Raw genomic sequence first — 25547 nt, 5'->3', positions numbered from 1 at the left:
GTCCTTCCTGGATGAGTTCACTGGATGGGTTCCTGGATGTGTTCACTGGACGGGTGGTCCGGCGAGCAGTGGCCCGGCGGCCCGTACGGCCCGTTCCCGCATCCGCCGCCAGTCGGCCAGCTCGGCGCGGTGCCGGGCGCGTACCGCGGCGAGCGTGCGGTGGGTGTGGGTGGCCTCGGGGCGCAGGTTGCCGACGGTCACCGACACCTGGAACCAGCGCCGCTGGTCGCCGTAGAGCCGCCGCTGGGCCGCGGCCAGACAGCCGTCGGTGTGGGCGCGGACGACGTACCCGGTGGGCAGCCGCAACGAGAGCTCCGCCCTGCCCGTACCGAACAGCGCGCCGTCGACGCGGCGTTGCTCGGCGACGGGGAGCGGGCTCCGTCCGGGGCGCGGTGGGGCGAGGCCCCGGCCGGTGAGGCAGGTGTCGGTGAGGTGCTGGGTGGCGGCCTTGATGAGGTCGTCGGTGGACGGGCGGGGGACGGGGACGGTGGCCGTACAGGCGGTGAGCAGGCCGGCCACGGTCAACGCGGCGGCGGTGCGGGCGAGGTGGCGCACTGGGCGGTTCCGGGTGACGGTGTGAGTGGGCGGTCGAGACCGTGAACTCCCCCTCGGCGCGCGGGACCATGCGCCACACCGCTCGTTCAGGTGACCAGGGAGCCGCCCCGGGAGCACCGGGCATGGTGTGTGCCGTAGTGCGCTCGGACCCGCGGCGGGCCGGTACGGTCCTGCGTGAGCGACGGCGAGAGGGCGGACGGATGGCGACCAGAAAGCCTGCGACCGAGCGGCAGCGGCGGTTGGGGGCCGAGTTGCGCCGGATGCGCGAGCGGATCGGCCTGTCGCTGACCGAAGCAGCCGAGCTGCATCGAGTCGACAAGGCCACGATCAGCAATACGGAGTCGGCCCGGTTCGGTGTGAGTCCGGACCGTGTCCGGGTGTGGGCCGCCAACTACGCCTGCTCGGAGCGCGAGTACGTCGACGCGCTCGCGGACATGGCGAGGGAACGTGGCCGCAATTGGTGGGACGAGTACCGCGCTGCGCTTCCGGCGATGCTCCTAGATCTGGCGGAGCTGGAGCACCACGCATCGGCACTGCGTACCGCACAGCTGACCCATGTGCCGGGGCTCCTCCAGCACGAGGACTATGCGCGTGCCGTCTTCTCGGAGGCGGTGCCCGCGCTCGGCCCCGAGGACCTGGACCGCAAGGTCGAGTTCCGCATGAGGCGCTGCTCCGTGCTCGACTCGGCGCAGCCAGGTGTCGTGACGGGACGGCGCCCGTGATGCGGTGACTACTGGCCGGCCGGGCACGGGCGTGTCTGCCGGGCCCGGTCCAGTTCCAGGTAGTCGTGTTCCCCATGTTCCTCAAGGGTGTCGTCGCCGTCATCGAGGGCCGCGCACAGCGTGCGGTGCCAGTGGTCGGGGGAGAGGTGGACGGTCAGGTCGTCCTCCGGGCCGAGCAGCCGCAAGGTGTCGCCGTTGAGGCGCCAGGCGCTCACGGACGAGTACTCGGACAGTCCCAGGCTCTCGGACACGTCGGCGCCGCCGGGAGGGAGCAGCCCGATGGCGTCCGCGAAACGGAAGCTGACGACGAGTGTCCCGTTGTCGGCCACGCCCAACAGGCCGGTCGCCCCCGCGAGCCCACGGGTCAGGTCGTACCGGTGCTCCTCGTCCACCCACCACCACGCGGCCCGCTCGTCATCCCCGAGTGCGGCAAGCCGACTGCCGTCGGGTGTGAACGCCACCGATTTGCGCCCGTCGTACCGCAGCGGGGCGCCTTCCAGCCGGGCCGTGCGCTCGCCGCGCCGCACGTCCCACACCTCGATCCGGCCGCGGCTCCGCCACTGGGCGGTGATCACCGCCACCTGACCGCGGTGGCCCGGCCTGGGGACGAGCTGACCGGAGTCGGAGAACATGCCCGGCTGCTGCGGAGCGGGTACCAGGTGCACGGGGTCGCCGATCGGCATTCCGGTGTGCGGGTCCAGCCGGAGCAGACTGGCGCCCAGACAGAGCAGTACGAGGTGCCCGTCGGGCGTCTGGACGATGTCACGCGGCGGGTCCCACTCCGAGCCGCCCTCCCGGCCGCAGTCCCACGTGACGACCAGCGGATCGTGCAAGTCGTCGATGTCGTACAGAAGGGCGCCGATGACGTCGTGCGACCAGACCAGCAGCGCGTCTCCGCCCTCCCGGGCGACCCACAGGACGTTCAGCTCGCCTTCCAGCCCCCTCAGGTAACGCTCGGGAACCGGTGCGCCGCGTACGCGTGTGCCGTGCTCCACGACCTCCAGGCGGCCCTGACGCAGGCGTGCGACGCGGCCGTCGTCGTCAGGAGCCACGGCGAGGGCGTCCACGGTCGCCAGGTGGTCGTCGTCCGTCTCCTCCTGCAACGGCGTGGGTACCGGCACGGCCCGGGCCCGGAGCAGGGAGTCACCCACAACGGTGACCAGCGTGCGCGGTCCGGAGCCGGTGCCGGTCACCGCGATGGGCTCGCTCATCTCCTTGCCCGGGACGACAGCCGTCCAGTAACGGTTGCCGTACCGGGCGTCCAGGACCGTGACTCGCCGATACGCGCCCGCCGACGCGGGTGTCATCCCCTGCTCCGACAGGAAGTGTGTGCCGGTCAGGTCCGGGGTGTCGACGTTCCCCGTCAACGTGCCGCTCGGTCGGCGGGCACCGGGCACCAAGGAGTACCAACGGGTACCGCCCTCACGGCTCAGCCAGATACCGCGCCCCTGGTCGGTCGGATACTCCGCCTCCGTCGCCACCGGTCCGTACACCCGGCGCACCCGATCACCGGAGCCGGTGGCGTAGATGTCCAGGGAATCCTCGACGCCGTGCCCGTCCCCGTCGCCCACTTGCCGGCTGCTGGCCACGGCGATCCGGTCGCCCTCCCCGAGCAGCCAGGCGTCGGAGGGCTCCGCCCGGCTCATCGTCCGCTGGGACAGGGGCAGGCTCCGGCCGTCCGCCACGTTCCACAAGCGTGCGAGCCCTCGGCGGTCGGCGTCCTCGGGGCGCGATCTCTCGAAGTGGAAGAAGTGCAGCAGGCGCCCGCCGTCGTCGGAGAAGTCCAGCGACACCTCGTAGACGGTCCCGCGCTCGGCCAGTGCGCCCGACAACCTCTTCGGAGCGGGGCGAGGGGCGGTCAGGTCCCAGACGAGGACGCGCCCGTCCGCCGTCGACGCGGCGTAGTACCGTCCGTCGTCACTCACGGCGTGCCGCAGTTCGCCCACCACGAGGTCGTCGGGGAAGCCTTCGGGCCGTACGGCCCGGGGCCTGCCGTCGAGGACGCCGGTCACCGCCGTCATCTCCAGCGAGGCCTTGCCGTCCGGCTGGGAGACCACCACGAGCGTGCGCCCGTCCGGTGTCGCGAGTACCAGTTGTGCCGCACCCTGCCACAGCCCGCGGTGCGACGACACGACATCGCGCGCACGCGTGTACTGGGCCAACAGCGCTTGCTGGGCCTGGGTGGTGTGCTGCGCCGACCACGCCCCCGCGGCATATCGAAAAGCACTGTCCGGCGACCGGTCCGCCACCTCCCCGGAGAGTTCGCTCAGCTCCGTGGCGGCGGCCGTCCGCAGTTCCCGCAGGTCCTGCTGGCGGGCCCGGTAGGTGTTCACCGCGAGGACTGATGCGACCACCGCCAGCGCGGTGACCAGGCCGACGACGCCCCACAGGCGCCGCAGTCCGCGCCGTTGCCGTCGTCGGCCCGCCTCCAGATAGGTCCGTTCCAGGTCGGTGAGGTCCTCGCGGCGGGTGCCGAGCCACTCCAGGCCCTGGGCCAGGCGCACCCCGTGCGGCAGCAGTCCCACGGGCCGGCCGCGGGCCTCCCACTCGGTGGCGTCCCGCGCCGTACGGTCCTGCCACTCGCGGAACTCGGCGCCCTCGTGCAGCCAGCGCGCCAGGCGCGGCCACTCCCTCAGCAGCGCCTCGTGGACCACGTGCACGGTGCCGCCGTCCGCAGCGCCGTCGACGACGTCCCAGACCAGGAGGCGGCGCCCGGCCAGGTCGCGCGCCAGCACGGCCTGCGGGGGCGGCAACTGGCGGGTGGGTACGGCGCGCCGGGTGAAGCCGCCCTCACCGTCGGGCCGGGCCAGCTGCTGGAAGAGCCGCCGGGCCGCGTCCTCGGGCGTGCCGCTCTCCGCGAGGCACCGGTCGAGCGCGTCGTCGGCGTACGCGGCCAGGGCGCCCCCGACGCCGCCGATCTCCTCGTACGCGCCGTGGGTGAGGGTGTTGGCCGCACGCCGGTCCCAGAGCTGGGTGAGCGCGAACTGCAGCAGCGGCAGACAGCCGGGCTCGCCGACGGCGTCGTCGACGAGGCGCCGGGTCAGGCCGTCCTCGATGCGGAGCCCGGGCACCGCCCTGACCGGCTCCTCGACGGCCCGGGTGAGCGCCTCGGCGGTCATCGGGGCGAGGAACGTCACGGCCCGGCCCAGTGCCGCCGAGGTGTCGGCGGCGGTGAGGGCCTCCAGGGTCGCGGGACGTGCGGTGAGCACGACGCGGAGTCCGCCGCCCTGGGCCGGATCGGGGGCCTGCGCCAGCGCCGACAGCACGCGGAAGGCGCGCAGCGCTCCGTGCGGCGAGGCCGCCGCGTACTCCTCGAACTGGTCGAGGAGGAGTACGGAGCCGGACCGCCCGAGCTCGTCGGAGAGCCGGCCGCGCAGGGCGGTGCGCTCGGCGTCCTGCCCGGTGCACGCCCGGCGGACCGCGTCCAGGCGGTCGTCGCGGGCGGTGGTGTCCGGCGCGGCGGACTGCCAGGCGGCGGTGACGGCCTCGGCGACCCAGGCGTCGGCGTGCTCGTGCGGGGCGTCGGCCGCTTCGGCGGGGCGGGGCACCCGTACGGCCGCCGGCGTCCCACGGCTCCGTAACCCGGCCAGCAGACCGGCCCTGAGCAGGGAGGACTTTCCGCTGCCCGACGGGCCGACCAGGACGGTCACGGGCCGCGAGCCCAGTGCCGTCACCAACTCCTCCACGTCCTCCTCCCGGCCGTGGAAGTACCGGGAGTCCGCCTCCTCGAAGCGGCCGAGGCCCCGGAACGGGCAGTCCAGGGGCATGTCCGGCCCGATGAGCCGGTCCGCCGGGATGAGGTAGGCGGTGTCCGCGATGTCTTCGATGTCCGCCCGCCCGCGCGTGACGAGCATGCCCACCACGGCCTGGTGCGCCACGTCCCAGACGGCGGCTCCGCTGAACCCCCGCCCGATGGGCGCCCCGTGCGCCGCCAGATCGAGCTGGAGCCGGTCGAGCCGCTGCCGGCCGCGCAGCACGCCGGTGGCGTTCACGCCGCGCGGCACACCCTCGGGGAAGCCGAAGGCCCGGATCTCCCCGCCCCACTCGCCCTCGGTGCCGTCCGCGAGCGGCAGCGGCTCCGTGCCGTCCGCCGGGGTCGCCAGGCGCAGGACCGCGATGTCGTCCTCGGGCCGCCAGAACTCCACCTCGGCGGGGACCGGGGCGCCCGCGTCGGCTCCGGCGAGCAGCGGGAAGTCCACGGTGACCGGCCGCCCGGGAGGGCCGCCGTCCGGCTCCGCCACGACATGGGCGCAGGTGCAGACCAGCTCGGGCGCCAGGAGGAACCCCGCGCCGACGACCGCCCCGTCCGGCCGGAACACCCGGGCCGCGCCCCGCTCGTACCGGGCCTGCCGCGGCAGCCGCGGCAGGTGGGGCTCGTCGGGTCTAGGCGGCACCGTCTTCGTCCCGCCCGTTCGCCGCGTCCCACTCCATCCCCACGGTGAAGTGCGCCTCGGCAGCGGTCCTGGCGATGACCACACCGGCCTCGGCGGTCACCTTCATGCCGAACTCCAGGGAGATCCGGTCGGGGCGGCGCGGCATCGTGCGCAGCGAGTCGACGATGTCCTGGACCGCCGGACGCACCTGGTCCACCGCACCGCGCAGGGTCTCGGCGGCGTCCGCGACGGTCTCCGCGGGGCGGGGCCGGCCGATCGGTTCGTACGGGTCGTCCGGGGCCGGGTGCGGGCGGACGGGGGCGGTGCGCGCGGCCGGACCAGAGGTGCCGGCGGGCGCGCCGGTCTCCACCCGCAGCAGCGAGCCGTCGTCGAGTTCGATCGTGGTGATGGCTGTCATGGGAGGGGCGGACCTGTCCTGTGATGCCGACGATGCCTGCATGAACGCGTGTGCAGTGAAGGTAACCGCCGGCGGGCGGAAGGTCACTAGGGCAACAGCTGTGCACACAACTGGACGTGCGGCATCCGTGGGGTCGGCCGTCCCCGTCAGCTGAACACGATCATCGACCCCTGCGCCAGGCTCCGCGTGGTCGCCGCGTGCAGCCCCAGCCACACGTGGCGTTCGCGGGCGAAGGGGCTGGGGTCGTACGGGGCGGGGACCGCCGGTTCCTCCAGCTCCGTGGGGGCGGACGGGGCGGCCGGCGCCGCCGGGGGGTTCGCCGGGTCGATGCCGATGGACGGGGCCACGAGCTCCAGTTCCCGCAGCAGCGTCTGGGAGGACCCCAGGGGGCCGCCGCCCGCGAGGAGTTCGTCGCTGGACAGCGGGTGCGGGAAGTCGACCGGGACGTACGCGCCCGCGTGGTCGTAGTGCCAGACCAGGTGGGACTGCTGGGCGGTCGACTCGAACATCTCCAGCAACTGCTCGTAGTCCCCGCCCAGTTCGTCCACCGGGGTCAGCGGCAGCCCGCACACCTGGAGCAGGTAGGCCCGCCGCAGGAAGTGCAGCGCGTCGTAGTCGAAGCCCGCGACCGGGGCCACGTCACCGGAGAGGCCCGGCATGTACTGGTACACCGGTACCGGAGGCAGTCCGGCCTCGCCGAGCACCGTGTTGTAGAGCGCGAGTTCCTCGGCGAAGGGGTTGTCGGGGGTGTGGCACAACACGTCGACGAGCGGGACCAGCCACAGGTCACAGGCCAACAGGGCACTCCTTGTCCAGCACGGTGGTCAGTCAAGAAAGCGTAATGGGTGCGGCCCGCTCCAGCGCCTTCCGTGCACATCCCTTCCCCACTCTCCGCCGCCGTGCGCACCGGATCGCGAGCGCGCTCGCGCTCATCCGGCCGCGAGGCGTTCGACCAGGGCGAGGCAGTCGGCGTTGTGGGCGGCGACGATCTCGTGCGCGGCACGGACGTCGTGGCGCGCCAGGGCGTCGACGAGCTCGGTGTGCCCGGCCCACAACTCCCCGCGCAGGTCGGCGAGCCGGCGCAGGTGCTGGACCGCGCACACCCAGGTCTGCACGCGCAGCCGGTGCAGGAAGTCGGCGAGGTGGACGTTGCCGAACAGATCGCTCAGCTCACGCCAGAAGCGCAGGTCGTAGCCGATGAGGACGTTCAGCTCACCGGCGGTGGCGGCCCGCCGGGCCTCCTCGCCGCGGCGTCGCACGGCGGCGAGGACGGCGGCCGTGCGGGGACCGTCGTCGATCTGCTTGTCCCGGAAGATGCCGTCCATCACGATGCCGCGGGCCTCGAGCATCTCCCGGTAGTCGTCGAGGGAGTACGCGCGGACCTCGAAGCCGCGGTGCTGCACGGCGTCCAGCAGCCCCTGTGCCGACAGGTCGACCAGGGCCTCGCGGACGGGGGTCGCGGACACGCCGTACTGGTCGGCGATCTCCTTGACCGTGAACTCCTGCCCCGGCTGCAGCCGGCCGCCCAGCACCTCGTCGCGGAGCGCGTCCGCGACCTGCTGCCGCAGGGTGCTGCGGGTCACGGCGCCACTGCCGTTGCGGCTCGGGCTGCCACCGCCGGTGCCGGGCATGCTCGGGGCCCTCCTCCTTCGCGTGCGGGTGCGTACGGTGCTCTGCGTGCTGCGTATTTCCACGAGACACGTCTTTCTACGAGCACGTCTTTCTACGAGCACGTCACCTTACGCGTTCACAAGTCGCTCTCATGTGTTCGCAAGTCATCCTCATGTGATCGGATCCCGCGCAAGCCCGTCCATCGCGCGTCCAGCCCCGCATCAGCCTCGCGCCCGCCCCGGCGCGCGCCGGGGTCCGTCCGCCGGCGGGACACGCCGGGAGCCGCCTCGCGGTTCACTCCGGGCAGCCCCGCTGCTCGCGCGGCACCGTGCCCCTGTCGCGGAGCAGTGGACCCTGTCCGTATCCCTGGTCTCCCGGTACGACCGCACTATCCTCGAATTGTCTGTTGCACCCGGACGGGGGGAAGGTGGCGCGGCGATGGAGAACCTGGGAACGGGGGATCCGCAAGGGGTGCCCGCGGGCTTCGGGAGGCTACGGGGGCGGACCGGTACGTACCGGTTGCTCGCCCGGCTGGGCGCGGGCGGGATGGGGCAGGTGTACCTGGCCCGGTCCGACCGGGGCCGCACCGTCGCCGTGAAACTGGTCCGGCAGGAGCTCGCCGAGCAGGAGGAGTTCCGGGCGCGGTTCCGGCAGGAGGTGCAGGCCGCACGGCGGGTCGGCGGCTACTGGACGGCACCGGTCCTCGACGCCGACACCGAGGCCGGGATCCCCTGGGTGGCCACCGGGTACGTCGCCGGGCCGAGCCTCCAGACGGTCGTCGGACACGACCACGGGCCGCTGCCGGAGCGGTCGGTGCGCATCCTCGCCGCGGGGCTCGCGCACGCGCTCCGGGACATCCACGCCGCCGGGATCGTCCACCGGGACCTCAAGCCGTCCAACGTGCTGGTCACCATCGACGGCCCCCGCGTCATCGACTTCGGCATCGCCCGCGCGCTGGAGACCGTCACCGACGGCGGGCTGACCCGGACCGGCGCACTCGTCGGCTCGCCCGGCTTCATGGCGCCCGAGCAGGTGCGCGGCGACCGGTCCACGCCCGCCTGCGACGTCTTCTGCCTGGGTTCCGTCCTGGCGTACGCCGCCAGTGGCGTCCTGCCCTTCGGAAGCGCCGATTCCGGTGTCCACGCGCTGATGTTCCGCATCGCGCAGGAGGAGCCGGACCTCGCCGCGCTGCCGGAGGGCCTTGCCGAACTCGTACGGGACTGCCTGCACAAGGACCCCGCGGCCCGGCCCACGCTGGAGGGGATCCTGGCGCGTACGGGCGCGGAGGAGACCGTCCTGGACGGGCGCTCGCGGGACCCGTGGCTGCCGAGCGCGCTGGTGGCCCAGCTCGGCCGCCACGCGGTGCGCCTGCTCGACTCCGAGGACCCGGAGGAGGCGCAGGGGGCGCGGAGCATGGAGCACGGGGCCGTCGGCGCCCCCAAGGGTGATGTCACGCCGCCTCCGTCGGGCGGTCCGGGTGGTCCGGGTGGTCCGGCGGACGGGACGGACCGGCTGCCCACCCAGGTCTCGGGCGCACCGTCCGCTCCACCGCTCCCACCCGCCCTCCCGCCGCCACCGGCCGCGTACGGCTATCAGCAGCAGCAGCAGCAGCGGCAGCGGCAGCAGCCGCCGCAACAACAACAGCAACAACATCAGCAGCCCCCCGCGTACGGCGATCCCGCGCAGGCGGGTGGCTGGAGCGGCGGAGGCTGGAACAGCGGTGGCTGGAGCGGCGCACCCGCGGGATACGGTCCGTACGGCCCGGCAGCGGGCTCGACGCCACCGTACGGACCCGCTTCCGCACCGCCGTACGGTCCCGGTCCCACACCGCCCCCGTACGACCTGGGCCACGCCCCCCAACGATCCGACGCCCCGCGCAGATCCGGCCGTACCACCGCGGCCCTCATCGCGGTCGCCCTCGTCGTGGCGCTCGGGGCGGGCGGGTCGGTGTACGCGCTGATGAAGGGCGAGGCGGGGCAGGACGACGACAGCGCCGCCGGCCCGTCGGCGAGCGCGCCCGCTGACCGGGAGCCGAGCACTCCGGGGCCGGGCACCTCAGGGTCCGCGACCACGGCGCCCCCCACCGAGCGGTCCACCGCGCAGGGGCCCGAGGGCGGAGCCGTGCCCGCGGGGTACCTCGGCACCTGGGGAGCGAGCATCGACAACGCGACCGGGCGCAACCCCCGCACGCTCGTCATCCGGCAGGGCGAGGCCGGCGACACGGTGCTGTTCCTCACGGCGGACGGACCGGCGGGCGACGGCACCTACCACTGCGAGTTCGAGGCCGAGCTGGCGTCCGAGCCCGGCGACGACGGTCCGCTGCGGATCGGCCCCTCCCGGGTCGTCGTCGGTGAACCGGCCTCCTCCTGCGCCCCCGGCGCCGCCAGCGAGGTCACGCTGCTGCCGGACGGGCGGCTGCGCCGGGTGATGGACACACGGTCCGGCGAGACGCTGACGTACACGAAGACCGGCTGACCCCGGCCTCGCACCCGCTCACCCGGTCACCGGGCCTCGGCCCGTCGCACCTCGAGCCGCCGGACCACCGGTCACGGTCACGGTCACCGTTCACCGGGCGTCCGGCGGCCGCTGACGCGGCATGTTGGGGCGGGTGGCCGGCGGGGCGGAGTAGCGGCCGTTCGGTGAGGAGTCCGGGCGGGCCGTACCCGCGCCGGCCGTCTGGATGCCGAGCGGAGCGGACCCGGTACGGAACTCGATCATCCAGTCGGCGGTCTCGGTCCGTACGAGCTCCGTGACGTCCTCGGTGAACCTGCGCAGCACCGCGAGGCACCGCTCCGCGGCCTCGCTCGCGGTCCCGTCCGTCGGGCCGAGGACCTCCCGCACGCTCTCCGACGCCCAGTCGAACTGGAGTGCCTGGAGCCGGCGCTGCACGGCCTGGGCCGTGGCCACGTCCCGCATCCAGCCGGAGGTCAGCCCGAAGTACCGGTCGGCCGCCACGCACGCGACGCACAGCAGCAGGGACAGATAGCCCCAGGCCACCACCCCGCCCACCGTCCCGGTCACGTCCAGGAGCGGCAGCGCGGCCCCGGCGACGGCCCCCAGTGCCGCCCCGGCCCGCAGCACCCAGGCGCACCGCCGCTTCCACACCCGGTCCGCCAGGTACCAGGTCACCGTCTGCAGGGCGCCCCCCTCCACCCAGCGGTACAGCTCCTCCAGCCGCTCCGCGGGCTCGCCCCAGTCGCCCGCGGGGAACGGCCGCCCGTTCAGGTCACCACCCGACCGGAGCCCGGCGCTGTCGCCCCGCCCCTCCTGGGACGCTCTCTCAGGCTGCATCTCCGGCTGGCTCACCCGGCAACTCCCTCTTGCTGCTGACGCGACCTGACCTGACCACATGACGGCCGCACGACCGCGGGCCGGGCACACCGCACCCGCACCGCGGGCCGGACACACCGCACCTGCCTCCCGGCACACGGCCGCCCCCTTCCTAGCGCCCACCGGGTGGCGAAGGCGGCGCTTTCATCGTTTTTCCGCCCGGACGAGGGGCTTGATCAGGTATGGGCTTCCTGCGGCCTCACCCGAAAGAGTGCTTGGGCGACGGGCACGCCGACCACGTAGGCTCGTGCCGGACGCAAAAAACGGAACGTCAGGAGCTGATCGTGATCCCCGGTGGTGGCCAGCCCAACATGCAGCAGCTGCTCCAGCAGGCCCAGAAGATGCAGCAGGATCTGGCGAACGCGCAGGAGGAGCTCGCCAGGACCGAGGTCGACGGCCAGGCGGGCGGCGGCCTGGTGAAGGCGACGGTGACCGGCTCGGGCGAGCTGCGCGGCCTGGTCATCGACCCGAAGGCGGTCGACCCGGAGGACACCGAGACCCTCGCCGACCTGGTCGTCGCGGCGGTCCAGGCGGCCAACGAGAACGCCCAGCAGCTCCAGCAGCAGAAGCTCGGCCCCCTCGCGCAGGGCCTGGGCGGCGGTGGCATCCCCGGGCTGCCGTTCTAGCCCACGCACGGGCCCGCCGGGCCGCCCCCCGCGGGCGGCCGGTGGCCCCGGACGACACGGTGGCCCCCACCGCCCCCGCCGCCCCGGTTGGCGGGGTTCGCCTTCTCCCCGGGGCGAGGGCCAATTACCGTACGAACTGAAGAACTCCACGAAGGGCAGGCAGTCCGTTGTACGAAGGCGTGGTCCAGGACCTCATCGACGAACTGGGGCGGCTCCCCGGCGTCGGTCCCAAGAGCGCCCAGCGGATCGCCTTCCACGTCCTCCAGGCCGAACCCACGGACGTACGCCGTCTCGCCCAGGCCCTCATGGAGGTCAAGGCCAAGGTGCGCTTCTGCGCGACCTGCGGGAACGTGGCCCAGGAGGAGCTGTGCGGCATCTGCCGCGACACCCGCCGCGACCCCGCCGTCATCTGCGTGGTGGAGGAGCCGAAGGACGTGGTCGCCATCGAGCGCACCCGTGAGTTCCGCGGCCGCTACCACGTGCTGGGCGGAGCGATCAGCCCGATCGAGGGCGTCGGCCCGGACGACCTGCGCATCCGGGAGCTCCTCGCGCGCCTCGCCGACGGCGCCGTCACCGAGCTGATCCTGGCCACCGACCCCAATCTGGAGGGCGAGGCCACCGCCACGTACCTCGCCCGCATGATCAAGCCCATGGGCCTCAGGGTCACCCGCCTGGCCAGCGGCCTCCCGGTGGGTGGCGACCTGGAATACGCGGACGAGGTCACCCTCGGCCGCGCCTTCGAGGGGAGACGACTCCTAGATGTCTGACGCCACGCTGCACGCGACCGACCCGGACCCCGGCGACTTCGCGGTCCAGATCGCGGACCAGATCGAGAGCTTCCTGGTCGCCGTCACCGAGGTCGCCAAGGGCGACGAGCCGGACTCGGCGGTCCCCTTCCTGCTGCTGGAGGTCTCCCAGCTGCTGCTGGCCGGCGGGCGCCTCGGCGCGCACGAGGACATCCTCCCGGAGGAGCGGTACGAGCCCGACCTCGGCCCGGAGCCGGACGTGGACGAGCTGCGCGAGAACTTCGCCCGCATGCTGGAGCCGATCGACGTGTACTCGGAGGTCTTCGACCCGTACGAGCCCCGCAAGGCGGCCGTGCCGGCCCGTATCTCCGACGACCTCGCCGACGTCATCACCGACCTGCGCCACGGCATGGCCCACTACAAGGCCGGCCGCACCACGGAAGCCCTCTGGTGGTGGCAGTTCTCCTACTTCTCCAACTGGGGCTCCACGGCCTCCGCCACCCTGCGCGCCCTGCAGTCCGTGGTCGCCCACGTCCGCCTCAACCAGCCCCTCCAGGAGCTGGACGGCCTGGACACCGACCAGGACCTCGGCGACGAGGCCCTGGAGCTGGAGGCCGGCCGGGTGATGGCGGAGGAGATCGCGGGCCCGCTGGGACTGCGCCAGGTCAAGTGACCCCGCCGTCCGAGGCCACGCCATGACCGCCCTCCTGCTCCTGCTGACCACCGTGGCCCTGACCGCCGCGGTGCCGGGCCCCCGTGTCCTGCTCCGGGCCCGCTGGCCGGAGCGGGAACCCGTCGTCGCGCTGTGGGTGTGGCAGTGCCTGGTCGGCGCCGTGCTGCTGAGCTGCCTGGCCGCACTGGTGCTCGGAGCGGCGGCGGTCTTCGACACCGTACGGATCCACGCCTTCGCGCCCGCGCCCCCGGCCGTCACCGCCGCGTACGACCTGGCCGCGGCACCCCCCGGGACGGCCGTCCTGACCCTGCTGCTGGCCTGCGGCGCCGCCTGGACGGGCGCCATGCTCGCCCGCGAGCTCGTGGAGGCCCGGCGGCGTGCGCGGCTGCGCCGGGCGCACCTGCGCGAGCGGGTCCCCGAGCTGCCGGCGGGCCTGGCGGAGGTGGACGGTCCGTCGGGCGATCCGGCGGACGCCCGGGGCCCGTTGCTGGTCCTGGAGGACGAGTACCCCGACGCCTGGCTGATCCCGGGAGCGGCCCCGCGGCTCGTCGTCACCACGGGCGCGCTGCGCCGGCTGGACGAGCAGCAGGTCGACGCCGTGCTCGCCCACGAGCTGGGCCACGCCCGCGCCCACCACGACTGGCTGCTGCACCTGTCGACGGCGCTGGCCACGGGGTTTCCGCGGGTCCCGCTCTTCGCCCACTTCGCCGACCAGACCCACCGCCTGGTCGAGCTCGCCGCCGACGACACGGCCTCGCGCCGCTGCGGCCACCGCACCGCGGCCCTCGCGCTCATCGAGCTCAACCGGCACCGGGGCGTGCTGAGCTGCGCCGGCACCCGGCGGCTGCTCGGCGACCGGGTGCAGCGGCTGCTGGAACCCCCGCCCCGCCTCGACCGCGCCCGCCGGACCGCCACCACGACGGCCGCCGCACTCATCCCGCTGCTGCCGCTGCTCATCGCCTTCTCACCGGCGCTGGCCCTGCTCTGAGCCGCCCGGCACGGCCCGCACGGCCCGGCACGGGTGTCACGCGGCCGTGTGACGCGGGGCACTTTCTCGAGTGCCCCGCACGGTCCTGGGCAGGTACTGCTCCGGAGTGGCCGGAGCACCGCGAGTGAAATCCGGCGGGCTCCGGGCGGAAACCGGGAGGAATCCCGGGGGCATCGCAGGGTGGACGGGACATCTCACCATGCGATACCCAGAAGGGGGAAACCGGCCGCTCGATAGACTGAGCCGACCGCAGTGCGTGGGTATCTGCGGACCGAGACGGACTGAGCGAGGAGCGCACGTGGGCCTTGTCGTGCAGAAGTACGGAGGCTCCTCCGTAGCCGATGCCGAAGGCATCAAGCGCGTCGCCAAGCGGATCGTGGAAGCGAAGAAGAACGGCCACCAGGTGGTCGTGGTCGTTTCCGCGATGGGCGACACGACGGACGAGCTGATCGATCTCGCCGAGCAGGTGTCACCGATGCCTGTCGGCCGTGAGTTCGACATGCTGCTGACCGCCGGGGAGCGGATCTCCATGGCCCTGCTGGCGATGGCGATCAAGAACCTGGGCCACGAGGCCCAGTCCTTCACCGGCAGCCAGGCAGGTGTGATCACCGACTCGGTCCACGGCAAAGCGCGGATCATCGACGTCACGCCGGGCCGCATCCGTACCGCGCTGGACGAGGGCAACATCGCCATCGTCGCCGGCTTCCAGGGCGTCAGCCAGGACAAGAAGGACATCACCACGCTCGGCCGGGGCGGGTCCGACACGACCGCCGTCGCGCTGGCCGCCGCGCTCGACGCCGAGGTCTGTGAGATCTACACCGACGTCGACGGCGTCTTCACCGCGGACCCGCGGGTCGTGAAGAAGGCGCAGAAGATCGACTGGATCTCCTTCGAGGACATGCTGGAGCTGGCCTCGTCCGGTTCCAAGGTGCTGCTCCACCGTTGTGTGGAGTACGCCCGCCGCTACAACATCCCGATCCACGTGCGCTCCTCCTTCAGCGGGCTGCAGGGCACCTGGGTCAGCAGTGAGCCACTCGTATCGAAGACGCAGCAAGGGGACCAGAAGGTGGAGCAGGCCCTTATCTCCGGTGTCGCGCACGACACCTCCGAGGCCAAGGTCACGGTCGTCGGCGTGCCCGACAAGCCGGGCGAGGCCGCCGGCATCTTCCGCGCCATCGCCGACGCCGAACTCAACATCGACATGGTCGTGCAGAACGTCTCGGCCGCGTCGACGGGCCTGACGGACATCTCCTTCACGCTGCCGAAGACCGACGGCCGCAAGGCGATCGACGCCCTGGAGAAGGCCAAGAGCACGATCGGCTTCGACTCGCTGCGCTACGACGACCAGATCGGCAAGATCTCCCTGGTCGGCGCCGGTATGAAGACCAACCCGGGCGTCACGGCCGGCTTCTTCGAGGCGCTCAGCGACGCCGGGGTCAACATCGAGCTCATCTCGACCTCCGAGATCCGCATCTCGGTGGTCACCCGCGCCGACGACGTGCCCGAGGCCGTCCGCGCCGTGCACAGCGCCTTCGGGCTCGACTCCGACAGCGACGAGGCCGTCGTCTACGGGGGCACCGGCCGCTGATGACCCCCGATGCCGGGCGCGCCGGCAGGCCGACGCTCGCGGTCGTCGGAGCGACCGGGGCCGTCGGCACGGTCATGCTCCAGATCCTGTCCCAGCGCGCGGACGTCTGGGGCGAGATCAGGCTGCTCGCCTCACCGCGCTCGGCAGGCCGCAAGCTGGCCGTGCGCGGCGAGGAGGTCGAGGTGACGGCCCTGTCGGAGGACGCCTTCGACGGGGTCGACGTCGCGATGTTCGACGTGCCCGAGGAGGTCGCGGCCCAGTGGGCGCCCGTCGCGGCGGCCCGGGGCGCGGTCGTCGTGGACAACTCGGCGGCCTTCCGCATGGAAGCGGACGTGCCGCTGGTCGTCCCCGAGGTCAACGCGCACGCCGTCCGCCGGCGTCCGCGCGGGATCGTCGCCAACCCCAACTGCACGACCCTCTCCATGATCGTGGCGCTCGGCGCGCTGCACGCCGAGTTCGGGCTGCGCGAGCTGGTCGTCTCCTCGTACCAGGCGGTCAGCGGGGCCGGCCGCGCGGGCGTCGACACCCTCCGCCGCCAGCTGTCGCTCGTCGCCGGTACGGAACTGGGGACGCACCCCGGCGACGTACGGCGGGCCGTGGGCGACGACACCGGTCCCTTCCCCGAGCCGGTCGCGCTCAACGTGGTGCCGTGGGCCGGGTCGCTCCGCGAGGACGGCTGGTCCTCGGAGGAGATGAAGGTGCGCGACGAGTCCCGCAAGATCCTCGGGCTGCCGACGCTCCCGGTGGCCGTGACCTGCGTACGCGTTCCCGTGGTCACCACGCACGCGCTCACCGTCCACGCCCGCTTCGAGGGCCGGGTCACCGTCGACAAGGCGCGCGAGATCCTCGCCACGGCCCCGGGCGTCGTCCTCTTCGACAACCCGGCCGCCGGGGAGTTCCCGACACCGGCCGACGTGGTGGGCACCGATCCGACCTGGGTGGGCCGGGTGCGGCGCGCGCTGGACGACGAGACGGCGCTCGAACTCTTCGTGTGCGGCGACAACCTGCGCAAGGGCGCCGCCCTCAACGCGACCCAGATCGCGGAACTGGTGGCGGGCGAGGGGCGGTAGCGGCGCGGGGGACCGCGGCCGGCCGATAACTTCTTCGCACCGGCCGTACCGGCTACGGGAATCTCCCTGGCCCTTCGGCGATCACCATTTGTAGGATCTTTGTGGTTTCAAGTGGTTCCGGGAGACATCCGGAACCACTTCTGTCGCGCGCTCCCGGCATGCGGCGCCGGTGATCGACCAACCACCTGCCCGTTCCCCGCAACCACGCGCGGACGGGGAGCGTCTATGCGAACGCCCTACGGGGGGCCGGACGCCACGACACACGGGCATAGGGGAAGAGCTGGTACGCATGTGGGCATGTGACGCGTTGTCCGGTGTGCCGTCGGCGAGACCGGCCGACCCGCCGACACAGATGAGGTCCGCCGTAAAAGTGATGCCCGGCACGTACAACCCCGGCGCACCCACACGTGTCCAACTGGCGTGGCAGAGGTACTCGAACTCACCGGGGTCCAGACCAGAGGCACCGTCCTGCGTCCACCCCGCCGTCCCCGCATGCCCGGCGCTCCCGGCGGCATGCCGGTGATCGCGCCCATGCCCGCAGCGCGGCCCGCCCGCATCCCCGGCCAGCGCGACGACGCTGAACAGACCGCCGCCGAGACCGCGGCGGCGGGTACCACCGTCGACCACCTCACCGAGACCTACCGCGCCCACTACCGGTCGCTCCTCGGCCTGGCGGCGCTCCTGCTCGACGACACCGCGTCCTGCGAGGACGTCGTCCAGGAGGCCTTCATCCGCGTGCACTCCGCGCGCAAGCGGGTGCGCGACCCGCAGAAGACGCTGGCGTACCTGCGGCAGACGGTCGTGAACCTCTCCCGTTCGGCACTGCGCCGCCGCATCCTCGGGCTGAAGCTGCTGTCGAAGCCGATGCCGGACATGGCCAGCGCGGAGGAGGGCGCGTACGACCAGCTGGAGCGCGACGCCCTGATCAAGGCGATGAAGGGACTGCAACGGCGGCAGCGCGAGGTGCTGGTGCTGCGCTACTTCGCGGACATGACCGAGGCACAGGTCGCGGAGACGCTCGGCATATCGCTGGGCTCCGTCAAGGCATACGGCTCACGTGGCATCGCGGCCCTCCGGATCGCCATGGGGGCGTCGGCATGAGCGGCTCCGACGAACACGAACGCGAGCGCGAGCACGAACGCAAGCTCGAACACGGGCACGACAAGAACCCACCACACGACAAGAACCGTGCGCACGACCACAACGACGCATCGCACGCCCACCGTCGATCGCATACTGGGAACGGAACTGTGAACCACGGCCCCGACGGCGGCGATGCCGGCGCGAGCGGGTCCGGCGCGGACGAGGCGGCGCTGCGCCGGCTGCTGCACCAGGCCGTCGACGAGATCGAGCCCCGTGACGGCACGCTGGAGCACCTGCGACGCGCGGTTCCCGCCCGGCGGGCGCGGAAGCGGCAGGCCCTCGTCGGCGTGGCCGCCGCCGTCCTGTTCGTAGGTACGGCGGTCCCGGCCGTCGTCCACGTCTCCCACACGACCAGCTCCGACACCAACACCGCCGCGGTCGGCAACACCCAGGACGCGCAGGGCAGCAGGGGCCGGGGCAAGGAGGAGGGCGGAGCCGCCGGCTCCTCCAGCGGCTCCGCCGGCGCCACCGAGAGCCCTGGCGGGAGCAGTGGCGACGAGAAGAAGCGGGACGAGGCCGAGGCCGCGACCGACGGCGGTGCCGACCCCACGGCGAGCCCCTCGCCGCCCGAGAGCGTCCAGGCCTGTACGGCGGACCAGCTGGGCGGCGCCACCGCGAGCGCGGGCGCACCGGACGCCTCCGGCGCCGTGTACGGCTCCTTCCGTGTGGCCAACGTCTCCGGCATCGGCTGTACCGTCTCGGGCGCGGGCGGGGTGAGCCCGACGGCCCAGGGCGCGGCGGACCAGTCCAAGCTCCTCGTGACCGGCCACGTCGCGGGTGACGCGGCCACCGGACTGCCCGACCCGGCCCTGGCGGTTCCCCAGCTGCTGCTCCAGCCGGGCGCCGCGTACGAGGTGAAGTTCGCCTGGGTGCCGTCCGAGGCGTGTCCCACCACCGGTGGTGGCAGCACCCCTGATCCGCTCCCTGAGCCGAGCCCCACCGGCAGCGCCCCCGACACCGGCGGCACCGTCCCCGAGGACACCGGCACGACGACCCAGCTCCTCACCGCGGACGGCATCGCCGACGGCAGCGTGGCAGTCACGCACACGGCACCGGGCGGTGTGCCGTCCGTGACCACGACCGTGAGCAACGCGTGCGCGGGCACGGTCTACTGGACGGGCCTGCTGGCGGCCGGCTGACCGGCTCGACGCAGGGTCTCAGGCGGGCTCGTTCTCCCGGTCGGGTTCCCGGGCCGGCGTCCGCGCGGCGCCGGCCTCGTCCGTGACCAGCCCGAGCCGGGCGTCACGGATGGTCTCCGCCTCGCGGCGGAACAGGCGGAACCACATGAAGACCACGAAGCCGGCGAAGACGAACCACTCGCCGGTGTAGCCCAGGTTCTGGAACGCCTTCAGGTCCAGGCCGGTGTCGGCGGGCGCGGTCGCGGGCACGGCCGTCATGCCGGAGTCGCCCTCGTTCAGCGTGATCCACGCGTCGTACAGGTCGTCCTGCACGAGGTTGATCAGCGAGGCCGCGCTGATCGCCCCGGTCTGGCCCTCGGGGAGTCCACCGACCGTGGGGACCCCGTTGGAGCCCGGGGTCTCGGACGCCTGGAGGGCACCGGTGACCGTCACCTCCCCGGTGGGCGCGGCGGGTGCCTCGGCGGGGTCCGCCGTGCCGGGCAGCCAGCCCCGTACGACGGGCACGGAGCCGCCGCCGTCGGTGCGCAGCAGCGTCAGCACGTAGTACCCGGTCCGGTCGTCCAGCGTCCGCTGCGGCACCAGCAACTGCGTGCCGTACCGTCCGGTCACCGTGGCCTGCCGGCCGGAGGTCTCCTTGTCCACGGGCAGCAGCTCGTCGAGCGGCCGGGCCGCCTCGTGCTCGACCTCCTCGGCGTGCCGGTCCGCCGCCCGGTGGCTCTCCACGCGGTCCTCGAACCGACTCAGCTGCCAGGAGCCCATGAAGACGCAGAAGGGGATGGCCAGCAACACGAAGACGTTGATCCCCCACCAGCGGGGCGTCAGCAGGAACCGGTACACGCCCCCAACGGTACGGGGCCGCCGGGCGGTACCGGTTCGCGGGGTCGCTTCGCGCGCCCGGCGTCACGCGCCGTCCGGCCGGTGGCGTTCACACCGGCGGGTGACCGCCGACCGGGTCAGGGGCGAGTTTTCCACAGGCTGCGGACCTCGGCGGCCGAATGCCGCCCGGGGCGGGCAGTATGGGGCCATGACTGAGAGCAACCCATCCACCCGGCAGGAACAGAGCGGGCCGATGCCCGACTGGGAGAAGCGCTTCCGGGCGCCCCGGGTGTCGCTGCCGGACTGGGCGCAAGACGCGCCCCACCGCTCGCTGTTCGTCTCCAACGCCACGGGGACGTACGAGCTGTACGCGTGGGACCGCGTGACGGGCGAGCGGCGCCAGGTCACGGACCGGGCGAACGGCACGACGGACGGCGTGCTCTCGCCGGACGGCGAGTGGATCTGGTGGTTCGACGACAAGGACGGCGACGAGTTCGGGGTCTGGCGGCGCCAGCCGTTCCACGGCGGCCCGGACGACGAGGCGACGCCGGGCCTGGACCCGTCGTACCCCGCGGGCCTGGCGATCGCCCGCGACGGGCGTACGGCGGTGGTCGGCCGCTCCACGGACGAGGACGGCTCGACCGTCCACGTGACCCGGCACGGCGAGGAACCCGTCGAGATCTACCGGCACCGTGAGTCGGCCGGTGTCGGCGACCTCTCCCACGACGGCTCGCTCATCGCGATCGAGCACACCGAGCACGGTGACGCGATGCACTCGGCACTGCGGGTGCTGCGCCCGGACGGCACGGCGGTCACGGAGCTGGACGACACCAAGGGCGGCACGGTCGAGCTGGGCCTGGAGGTGCTGGGCTTCGCCCCGGTCGACGGGGACACCCGGCTGCTCGTCGGACACCAGCGGGGCGGCCGCTGGGAGCCGCTGGTGTGGGACGTGGCGACCGGCGAGGAGACCGACCTGGGCATCGCGGGCCGACTGCCGGGCGACCTGAGCGCCGAGTGGTACGCGGACGGCTCCGCGCTGCTGGTCGTGCACAGTTTCGAGGCGCGCAGCGAGCTCTGGCGCTACGACCTGGCGACCCGGGAGCTCGAGCGGGTGCCCACTCCGCCGGGCACGGTCTCGGGGGCCACGGCCCGTCCGGACGGCAGCGTGGAGTACCTGTGGTCCTCGGCGGCCGAGCCGCCGGTGGTCCGCTCCACGACGGGTGAGGTGGTCCTCGACCCGCCGCCGGTCGCCGCCGCGGGCGGGGCCATCGTGAAGTGCCCCGGCTCGGTGCCGGTGGAGGACGTCTGGGTGGAGGGCCCGGGCGGCCGTGTCCACGCCCTGGTCCAGCGCCCGCAGGGGACCCCCGGGCCCCACCCCACGGTGTTCGACATCCACGGCGGCCCGACGTGGCACGACAGCGACGCGTTCGCGGCCGGCCCGGCGGCCTGGCTCGACCACGGTTACGCGGTCGTCCGCATCAACTACCGCGGCTCGACGGGGTACGGACGCGCCTGGACGGACGCCCTGAAGCACCGGGTCGGCCTCATCGAGCTGGAGGACATCGCGGCGGTCCGCGAGTGGGCGGTGAGCACCGGTCTGGCGGACCCGGCCCGGCTGATCCTGACCGGCGGCTCCTGGGGCGGCTACCTGACGCTCCTCGGCCTCGGCACCCAGCCGGACCACTGGACCCTCGGCATCGCGGCCGTCCCCGTCGCCGACTACGTCACGGCCTACCACGACGAGATGGAGGCGTTGAAGGCGATGGACCGCACGCTCCTCGGCGGCACCCCCGAGGAGGTCCCCGAGCGCTTCGCGGCCTCGTCGCCGCTGAGTTACGTGGACCAGGTCAGGGCGCCGGTCTACATCTCGGCGGGCGTCAACGACCCGCGCTGCCCCATCCGCCAGGTGGACAACTACGTCGACCGCCTGGCCGCCCGCGGCGCCGTCCACGAGGTCTACCGCTACGACGCGGGCCACGGCTCCCTGGTGGTCGACGAACGCATCAAACAGGTGCGCCTGGAGCTGGACTTCGCCCGCAGACACCTCGGGGAGTCCTGACCGGTCGGTGAGCGGCCGGGGTGAGGTACCGGTACCTCCGGGTCACGCCCGCGCGCGTGGCCGGTACCGGTGCCTCACGTCCGGCCCCCCGCGCCGGGTCTGCGGCCCAGGAACTCCGCCAGCCCCCGGCGCGTGGCGGCCAGCACCACCCGGTCCTGCCTGCGGAGCACGTACGAGGCGGGCAGGCCCCAGACCAGGCCGGACTGCCCGTCGGGCGCCCCGGGACCGCGCGGGGCGGAGAGGTCGGCCGTACGCTCCGCCGGGTCCGTCGTGTCCAGGGCCAGCACCCGCCACGCCCCCGCCCGGAACGCCTCGCCCACCGTCCGCCCCTCCAGCTGCGGGTGCCCGGCCACCTCGACGGCCGCGAACAGCAGCACCCGCCGCTCCACCGGTATGGCCCCCAGGATCTGCCGCCCCATCATGGCCCCGGCGAACGCGGGCGCCGCCAGGTGCGACACGCTCCGGCTCCGGGTCAGCGCCTGCGGGTGCGCGGCCCGCAGCGTGCGGTACACGGCGGTCGCGAAGTCGTCGTCGTACAACCGCAGCACCGCACGCAGCTCGGGTTCGAGCGAGCGCGCGTACAGCGCGGCCTCCAGGTTGGTCGTGTCCTCGCTCGTCAGCGCCAGCAGCGCGTGCGCCCGGTGGATCTTCGCGGCCTCCAGCACCCCCTCCTCCGTGACGTCGCCCAGGATCACCGGCACCCGCAGCCGCCGGGCCACCGCCATGCCCCGCGCCTCCGGGTCCGCCTCCACGCAGACCACGGGGATGTGCAGCTCCCGCAGCTGGGTCAGCACCCGCGTGCCGATCTTGCCGAGCCCGAGCAGCACCACGTGCCCCGACAGCCCGCGCGGCGGCCGGCGCAGCGCCGTGTTGGTGCGGAACGTGCCGAGCGCCTCCAGCACGGCCGCCAGCAGCACCGGCAGCAGCAACAGCCCCATCAGCCCGGACAGCAGTTGCAGGACCTGTTCGCCCGGCGAGGCGTCGAGCGCCGGTTCGTTGATCGCGAAGAGGTCGAGCAGCGTCACGTACGTCGCGTGCAGCGGATGCCCGTCGGTGATCACCACCTGCGTCACGGCCAGCGCGACCACACACGCCACCAGCCCCGCCAGCGACCACCGCAACCGCCGGGAGAACAGTGACTGGAACATCCCGAGCGGCACGCCCCCACGCCGGGGAGGCAGCGCGGGTCCCGCGTACGACACGGTCTCCAGCACGACGGTCCCGCGCCCGCCCGCCGCGGCCGCCTCCCGCTCGTCGGGCAGCAGCTGCGGCCCGCGCTCGCCGCTGCCCTCGGAGCCCTCGTCGCCGGCGGGGTCGGTGGTCGTCGTGGACAGCAGGGCCAGCGTGCACAGCCCGGCCCCCCGGCCGTCCTCCCCGGGGGCGCGCTCCACCGCCCGCAGCATGAGCCCGTCCGCCCGTACGACCTTGCTGGTGCCCGCGACGGCGGTGGCGGCCAGCGCGGGCGCGGCCGTGTCGGCGTCGGACAGCACGGTGGTGGACGCGTCGAAGCCGTACCGGTGCCGTGCTCCGGCCCCCGACCCGTCGGTGTCCCCGGTGGCGAGCGCGGCCGCCTGGTCGAGCAGTTCCTCGATGTGCTGGCCCAGCCGCCGGTTGTAGAGGCGCAGGACGATCCGCAGCCGGGGGTTGAGGCGCCGGGCGGTGAGCGCGGCCCGGATGTTGGTCTCGTCGTCGTCGTACACGAGCGCCAGCGCGGCGGCCCGCTCCACCCCCGCCGCGGCCAGCACGTCCTCGGTCGCCTCGGCGGCCTCCACCACCAGCTCCGCGGGCCCGGTCCGGCTGCCCCAGGCACCGGTGTCCCAGGTCCCGGTGTCCGCGGCGGGGTCGGTGGTCTGCGGGTCGTCGTTCCCGGCGGCCCGATTGACGACGGCGGAGAACCGGTCCAGCAACGTGGTGGTCCGGGCCCGCCCCACCACCGGCTGCCGCGCGACCCGCTCGCTCGGTGGTACGACGAGGGTCACCTGCTCCCGGTACACATGGCGCAACTCGGCCGACAGCCGGTGCGCCAGCCCGTCGTCGCCGCACACCACCATGTGCGCCCCGGTGGCAGGCGAACCACTCCGCTGCGACCCACTCTGCTGCGCCCCACTGTGACCACTGTGATACGGAAAGCTCCCCACGAGGGAGAAGACTGCCGCACAGTTGTACGTGGTGTCACTGGTGCCAGTGACACGTACGAACGGGGAAGGGCCCGCTCAACCGGCCGCTTCCTCCTCGGGGGTGACGTCCCGTTCGGCGGTCCCGGGAGTGACGTCATGCTCGGGGGCGAGGTCACGGAAGCTGAGGGCAAGGTCGTTGGTGACCGTGAAGAACGGCTTGGCGCGGGTGTCGCCCCGCTCCGGGTGGGGGAGGTGCACGGCGGGGACGACATCGGTCTTCTTGCGGTCGACGATGTCGCCCCCGATACGGCCGAGGGGGACGGGCGCGCCGGTGGACCCCGGGTCGAGATCCAGGCGCAGGTCCCACAGGTCGTGCTCGGCGCTGCGCAGCTCCATCGCCCGGGAGTAGGGCACGGTGAACGAGAACCACGCGTCCTGACCGGGGAGCCGGGTGACCGGCAGCGTGAGGTCGTACGCCTCGCCCTGACGCGAGACGGCGACCACCGAGGCGGTGTCCGGCAGACCGGCACCGTCGGCGCCGGACGCCTCGCCGAGCAGCCGCGCGGTGACCGTCGCCCGGTCGTCGTCGATGACGATGCCGGTGACCTCGGCGTGCGCGGGACGCCGCCAGACCCGCAGGGCCAGGAAGCCGTCGGTGGTGGTGTAGGGCAGCCAGGCGGTCACCTGGCCGTCGACGACGGCCGGGGGCCGGCCGACGGCCCGCGACTGCTCGGCGAGGACGCTGATCAGCCGTGCCCGCTTCGCCGTCGCGCCCCGGGGCACCACGTAACAGTCCCAGCGTCCCTCGGCCGCCTCCTGCGCGGCCGGGTCGAGCGTGACCCGGATGCCGTCCGCCCCGGCGGCCGGATCCGCGGCCGGTACCGGGACACGGATGTTTCGTTTCTTCGGGTCGTTGCGCAGCCGGGCCAGGAAGTCCAGCGGCCCCGGCGGCAGGGACGCGGCGTCCAGCCGCACGCCGACGGTCCCGTCGGTGCGGGCCCGGGCGGAGGCGAGGGGACGCACCACGGGCTCCGGCGCGGCCCCCGCCGTGCCGGACGGCTGGCGCACGCCCGCTCCGACGGAGGGCAGCGCGGCGCGCAGCCGCGACCACAGGGAGCCCCGGGCCGGCCTCCCGCCCCGCCGGCCCCGCAGTTCCCGGAACAGTTCCTCGTAGCGGAGGGCCACCGCGGCGGGCGCGAAGGCGGCGGCGCGCACGCGCGCCGCTTTGCCCAGCCGGCTGCGCAGGCCGTGATCGGTCATGATCCGGTCGAGGGCCGCTGCATAACCGTCGACTCCGGAACCGAGCGGAACGAGGATGCCGTTCGCGTCGTGCTCGATGATCTCCCCGGGGCCGTGCGGGCAGTCGGTGGCGACCACCGGTACGCCGCAGTGCATGGCCTCGACGATGGTCATGCCGAAGGACTCCATGTCGGAGGAGACCGCGGCGACGGCGCCCTTGGCCCACTCGGTCTCGATCGGCGAGACCGCGCCCATGAGGCGCACCCGCTCGTAGAGCCCGAGCCGGTCGATCCGCGCCCGCAGCTTCGCGCGCTCGGGACCGCGCCCGTACAGG

The 25547-nt window shown here is 73.6% G+C and carries 20 protein-coding genes; 11 read left to right on the top strand and 9 right to left on the bottom strand.

Annotated elements, in window-relative coordinates; translation table 11 throughout:
• Positions 1-42 precede the first annotated feature (42 nt).
• On the bottom strand, positions 43-555 hold the full coding sequence (locus UW392_RS24865) for a hypothetical protein (protein WP_414496694.1): 513 nt from the start codon (positions 553-555) through the stop codon (positions 43-45).
• A gap of 200 nt (positions 556-755) precedes the next feature.
• Here UW392_RS24865 and UW392_RS24860 point away from each other — a divergent pair, with 200 nt between their 5' ends.
• Positions 756-1277, top strand: coding sequence for a Scr1 family TA system antitoxin-like transcriptional regulator (locus UW392_RS24860; RefSeq protein ID WP_320777334.1), 522 nt, complete (start codon positions 756-758; stop codon positions 1275-1277).
• Positions 1278-1285: 8 nt separating this feature from the next.
• Here the strand turns inward: UW392_RS24860 and UW392_RS24855 are convergent, their stop codons facing one another.
• From UW392_RS24855 to UW392_RS24840, 4 genes are all read right to left on the bottom strand, one after another.
• The gene (locus UW392_RS24855) at positions 1286-5671 is read right to left on the bottom strand and encodes a trypsin-like peptidase domain-containing protein (protein ID WP_320777333.1); all 4386 of its coding nucleotides are present in this window, start codon (positions 5669-5671) and stop codon (positions 1286-1288) included.
• Complete coding sequence (locus tag UW392_RS24850) at positions 5661-6068, bottom strand: CU044_2847 family protein (protein ID WP_320777332.1); 408 nt, start codon at positions 6066-6068, stop codon at positions 5661-5663. Before UW392_RS24850 ends, UW392_RS24855 begins: the two co-directional genes overlap by 11 nt.
• A 146-nt stretch (positions 6069-6214) precedes the next feature.
• Positions 6215-6865 (bottom strand): hypothetical protein, encoded by a 651-nt coding sequence (locus UW392_RS24845; RefSeq protein WP_320777331.1) that lies wholly within the window; start codon positions 6863-6865, stop codon positions 6215-6217.
• A gap of 132 nt (positions 6866-6997) precedes the next feature.
• Positions 6998-7699, bottom strand: a complete 702-nt coding sequence (locus UW392_RS24840) for a GntR family transcriptional regulator (RefSeq protein ID WP_320777330.1) — start codon at positions 7697-7699, stop codon at positions 6998-7000.
• 418 nt (positions 7700-8117) lie between these two features.
• Between UW392_RS24840 and UW392_RS24835 the strand changes: the two genes are divergently transcribed.
• Positions 8118-10154 carry a serine/threonine-protein kinase gene (locus tag UW392_RS24835; RefSeq protein ID WP_320777329.1) on the top strand — a complete coding sequence of 679 codons (2037 nt, stop codon included), beginning with the start codon at positions 8118-8120 and terminating at the stop codon, positions 10152-10154.
• Positions 10155-10244: 90 nt separating this feature from the next.
• Here the strand turns inward: UW392_RS24835 and UW392_RS24830 are convergent, their stop codons facing one another.
• Entirely contained in the window at positions 10245-10985 is a 741-nt protein-coding gene (locus UW392_RS24830; RefSeq protein ID WP_320777328.1) for an SLATT domain-containing protein, read from the bottom strand.
• A 308-nt stretch (positions 10986-11293) separates the two neighbouring features.
• Between UW392_RS24830 and UW392_RS24825 the strand changes: the two genes are divergently transcribed.
• From UW392_RS24825 to UW392_RS24790, 8 genes are all read left to right on the top strand, one after another.
• Entirely contained in the window at positions 11294-11635 is a 342-nt protein-coding gene (locus UW392_RS24825; RefSeq protein ID WP_320777327.1) for a YbaB/EbfC family nucleoid-associated protein, read from the top strand.
• Positions 11636-11802: 167 nt separating this feature from the next.
• Positions 11803-12402, top strand: coding sequence for a recombination mediator RecR (gene recR / locus UW392_RS24820; protein ID WP_320777326.1), 600 nt, complete (start codon positions 11803-11805; stop codon positions 12400-12402).
• Positions 12395-13054: a DUF5063 domain-containing protein gene (locus tag UW392_RS24815; protein ID WP_320777325.1), complete on the top strand. Its 660-nt coding sequence runs from the start codon at positions 12395-12397 to the stop codon at positions 13052-13054. The genes recR and UW392_RS24815 overlap by 8 nt, the downstream gene beginning before the upstream one ends.
• 22 nt (positions 13055-13076) lie before the next feature.
• Positions 13077-14042 carry a M56 family metallopeptidase gene (locus UW392_RS24810; RefSeq protein WP_320777324.1) on the top strand — a complete coding sequence of 322 codons (966 nt, stop codon included), beginning with the start codon at positions 13077-13079 and terminating at the stop codon, positions 14040-14042.
• Between the two features lie 298 nt (positions 14043-14340).
• Positions 14341-15630 (top strand): aspartate kinase, encoded by a 1290-nt coding sequence (locus tag UW392_RS24805; protein ID WP_320777323.1) that lies wholly within the window; start codon positions 14341-14343, stop codon positions 15628-15630.
• Positions 15630-16700, top strand: a complete 1071-nt coding sequence (locus UW392_RS24800) for an aspartate-semialdehyde dehydrogenase (protein WP_320777322.1) — start codon at positions 15630-15632, stop codon at positions 16698-16700. The genes UW392_RS24805 and UW392_RS24800 overlap by 1 nt, the downstream gene beginning before the upstream one ends.
• A gap of 492 nt (positions 16701-17192) precedes the next feature.
• Positions 17193-17801 carry a SigE family RNA polymerase sigma factor gene (locus UW392_RS24795; protein ID WP_320777321.1) on the top strand — a complete coding sequence of 203 codons (609 nt, stop codon included), beginning with the start codon at positions 17193-17195 and terminating at the stop codon, positions 17799-17801.
• A complete protein-coding gene (locus UW392_RS24790; RefSeq protein ID WP_320777320.1) occupies positions 17798-18982 on the top strand; it encodes a hypothetical protein in 1185 nt (394 codons plus the stop codon). The genes UW392_RS24795 and UW392_RS24790 overlap by 4 nt, the downstream gene beginning before the upstream one ends.
• 18 nt (positions 18983-19000) lie before the next feature.
• Here the strand turns inward: UW392_RS24790 and UW392_RS24785 are convergent, their stop codons facing one another.
• The gene (locus UW392_RS24785) at positions 19001-19819 is read right to left on the bottom strand and encodes an SURF1 family protein (protein WP_320777319.1); all 819 of its coding nucleotides are present in this window, start codon (positions 19817-19819) and stop codon (positions 19001-19003) included.
• A 187-nt stretch (positions 19820-20006) separates the two neighbouring features.
• Here UW392_RS24785 and UW392_RS24780 point away from each other — a divergent pair, with 187 nt between their 5' ends.
• On the top strand, positions 20007-21857 hold the full coding sequence (locus UW392_RS24780) for a prolyl oligopeptidase family serine peptidase (RefSeq protein ID WP_320777318.1): 1851 nt from the start codon (positions 20007-20009) through the stop codon (positions 21855-21857).
• Between the two features lie 74 nt (positions 21858-21931).
• Here UW392_RS24780 and UW392_RS24775 read toward each other — a convergent pair whose 3' ends face one another.
• Positions 21932-23908, bottom strand: coding sequence for an NAD-binding protein (locus UW392_RS24775; protein ID WP_320777317.1), 1977 nt, complete (start codon positions 23906-23908; stop codon positions 21932-21934).
• A gap of 162 nt (positions 23909-24070) precedes the next feature.
• Positions 24071-25547 (bottom strand): glycosyltransferase (locus UW392_RS24770; protein WP_320777316.1); only part of this gene is annotated, 1477 nt, incomplete at its 5' end.

This window comes from Streptomyces sp. CRN 30 (assembly GCF_034105845.1).
The sequence above is the reverse complement of the archived record's forward strand: the minus strand, read 5'-3'. Positions and strand labels throughout refer to the sequence as shown.

Excerpts from the sequence above, each read along its gene's own strand:
- UW392_RS24860 (WP_320777334.1), top strand. The coding sequence starts at position 756 with ATGGCGACCAGAAAGCCTGCGACCGAGCGGCAGCGGCGGTTGGGGGCC.
- UW392_RS24850 (WP_320777332.1), bottom strand. The coding sequence starts at position 6,068 with ATGACAGCCATCACCACGATCGAACTCGACGACGGCTCGCTGCTGCGG.
- UW392_RS24840 (WP_320777330.1), bottom strand. The coding sequence starts at position 7,699 with ATGCCCGGCACCGGCGGTGGCAGCCCGAGCCGCAACGGCAGTGGCGCC.
- UW392_RS24835 (WP_320777329.1), top strand. The coding sequence starts at position 8,118 with ATGGAGAACCTGGGAACGGGGGATCCGCAAGGGGTGCCCGCGGGCTTC.
- UW392_RS24815 (WP_320777325.1), top strand. The coding sequence starts at position 12,395 with ATGTCTGACGCCACGCTGCACGCGACCGACCCGGACCCCGGCGACTTC.
- UW392_RS24810 (WP_320777324.1), top strand. The coding sequence starts at position 13,077 with ATGACCGCCCTCCTGCTCCTGCTGACCACCGTGGCCCTGACCGCCGCG.
- UW392_RS24800 (WP_320777322.1), top strand. The coding sequence starts at position 15,630 with ATGACCCCCGATGCCGGGCGCGCCGGCAGGCCGACGCTCGCGGTCGTC.
- UW392_RS24795 (WP_320777321.1), top strand. The coding sequence starts at position 17,193 with ATGCCCGGCGCTCCCGGCGGCATGCCGGTGATCGCGCCCATGCCCGCA.
- UW392_RS24790 (WP_320777320.1), top strand. The coding sequence starts at position 17,798 with ATGAGCGGCTCCGACGAACACGAACGCGAGCGCGAGCACGAACGCAAG.
- UW392_RS24780 (WP_320777318.1), top strand. The coding sequence starts at position 20,007 with ATGACTGAGAGCAACCCATCCACCCGGCAGGAACAGAGCGGGCCGATG.
- UW392_RS24775 (WP_320777317.1), bottom strand. The coding sequence starts at position 23,908 with ATGGTGGTGTGCGGCGACGACGGGCTGGCGCACCGGCTGTCGGCCGAG.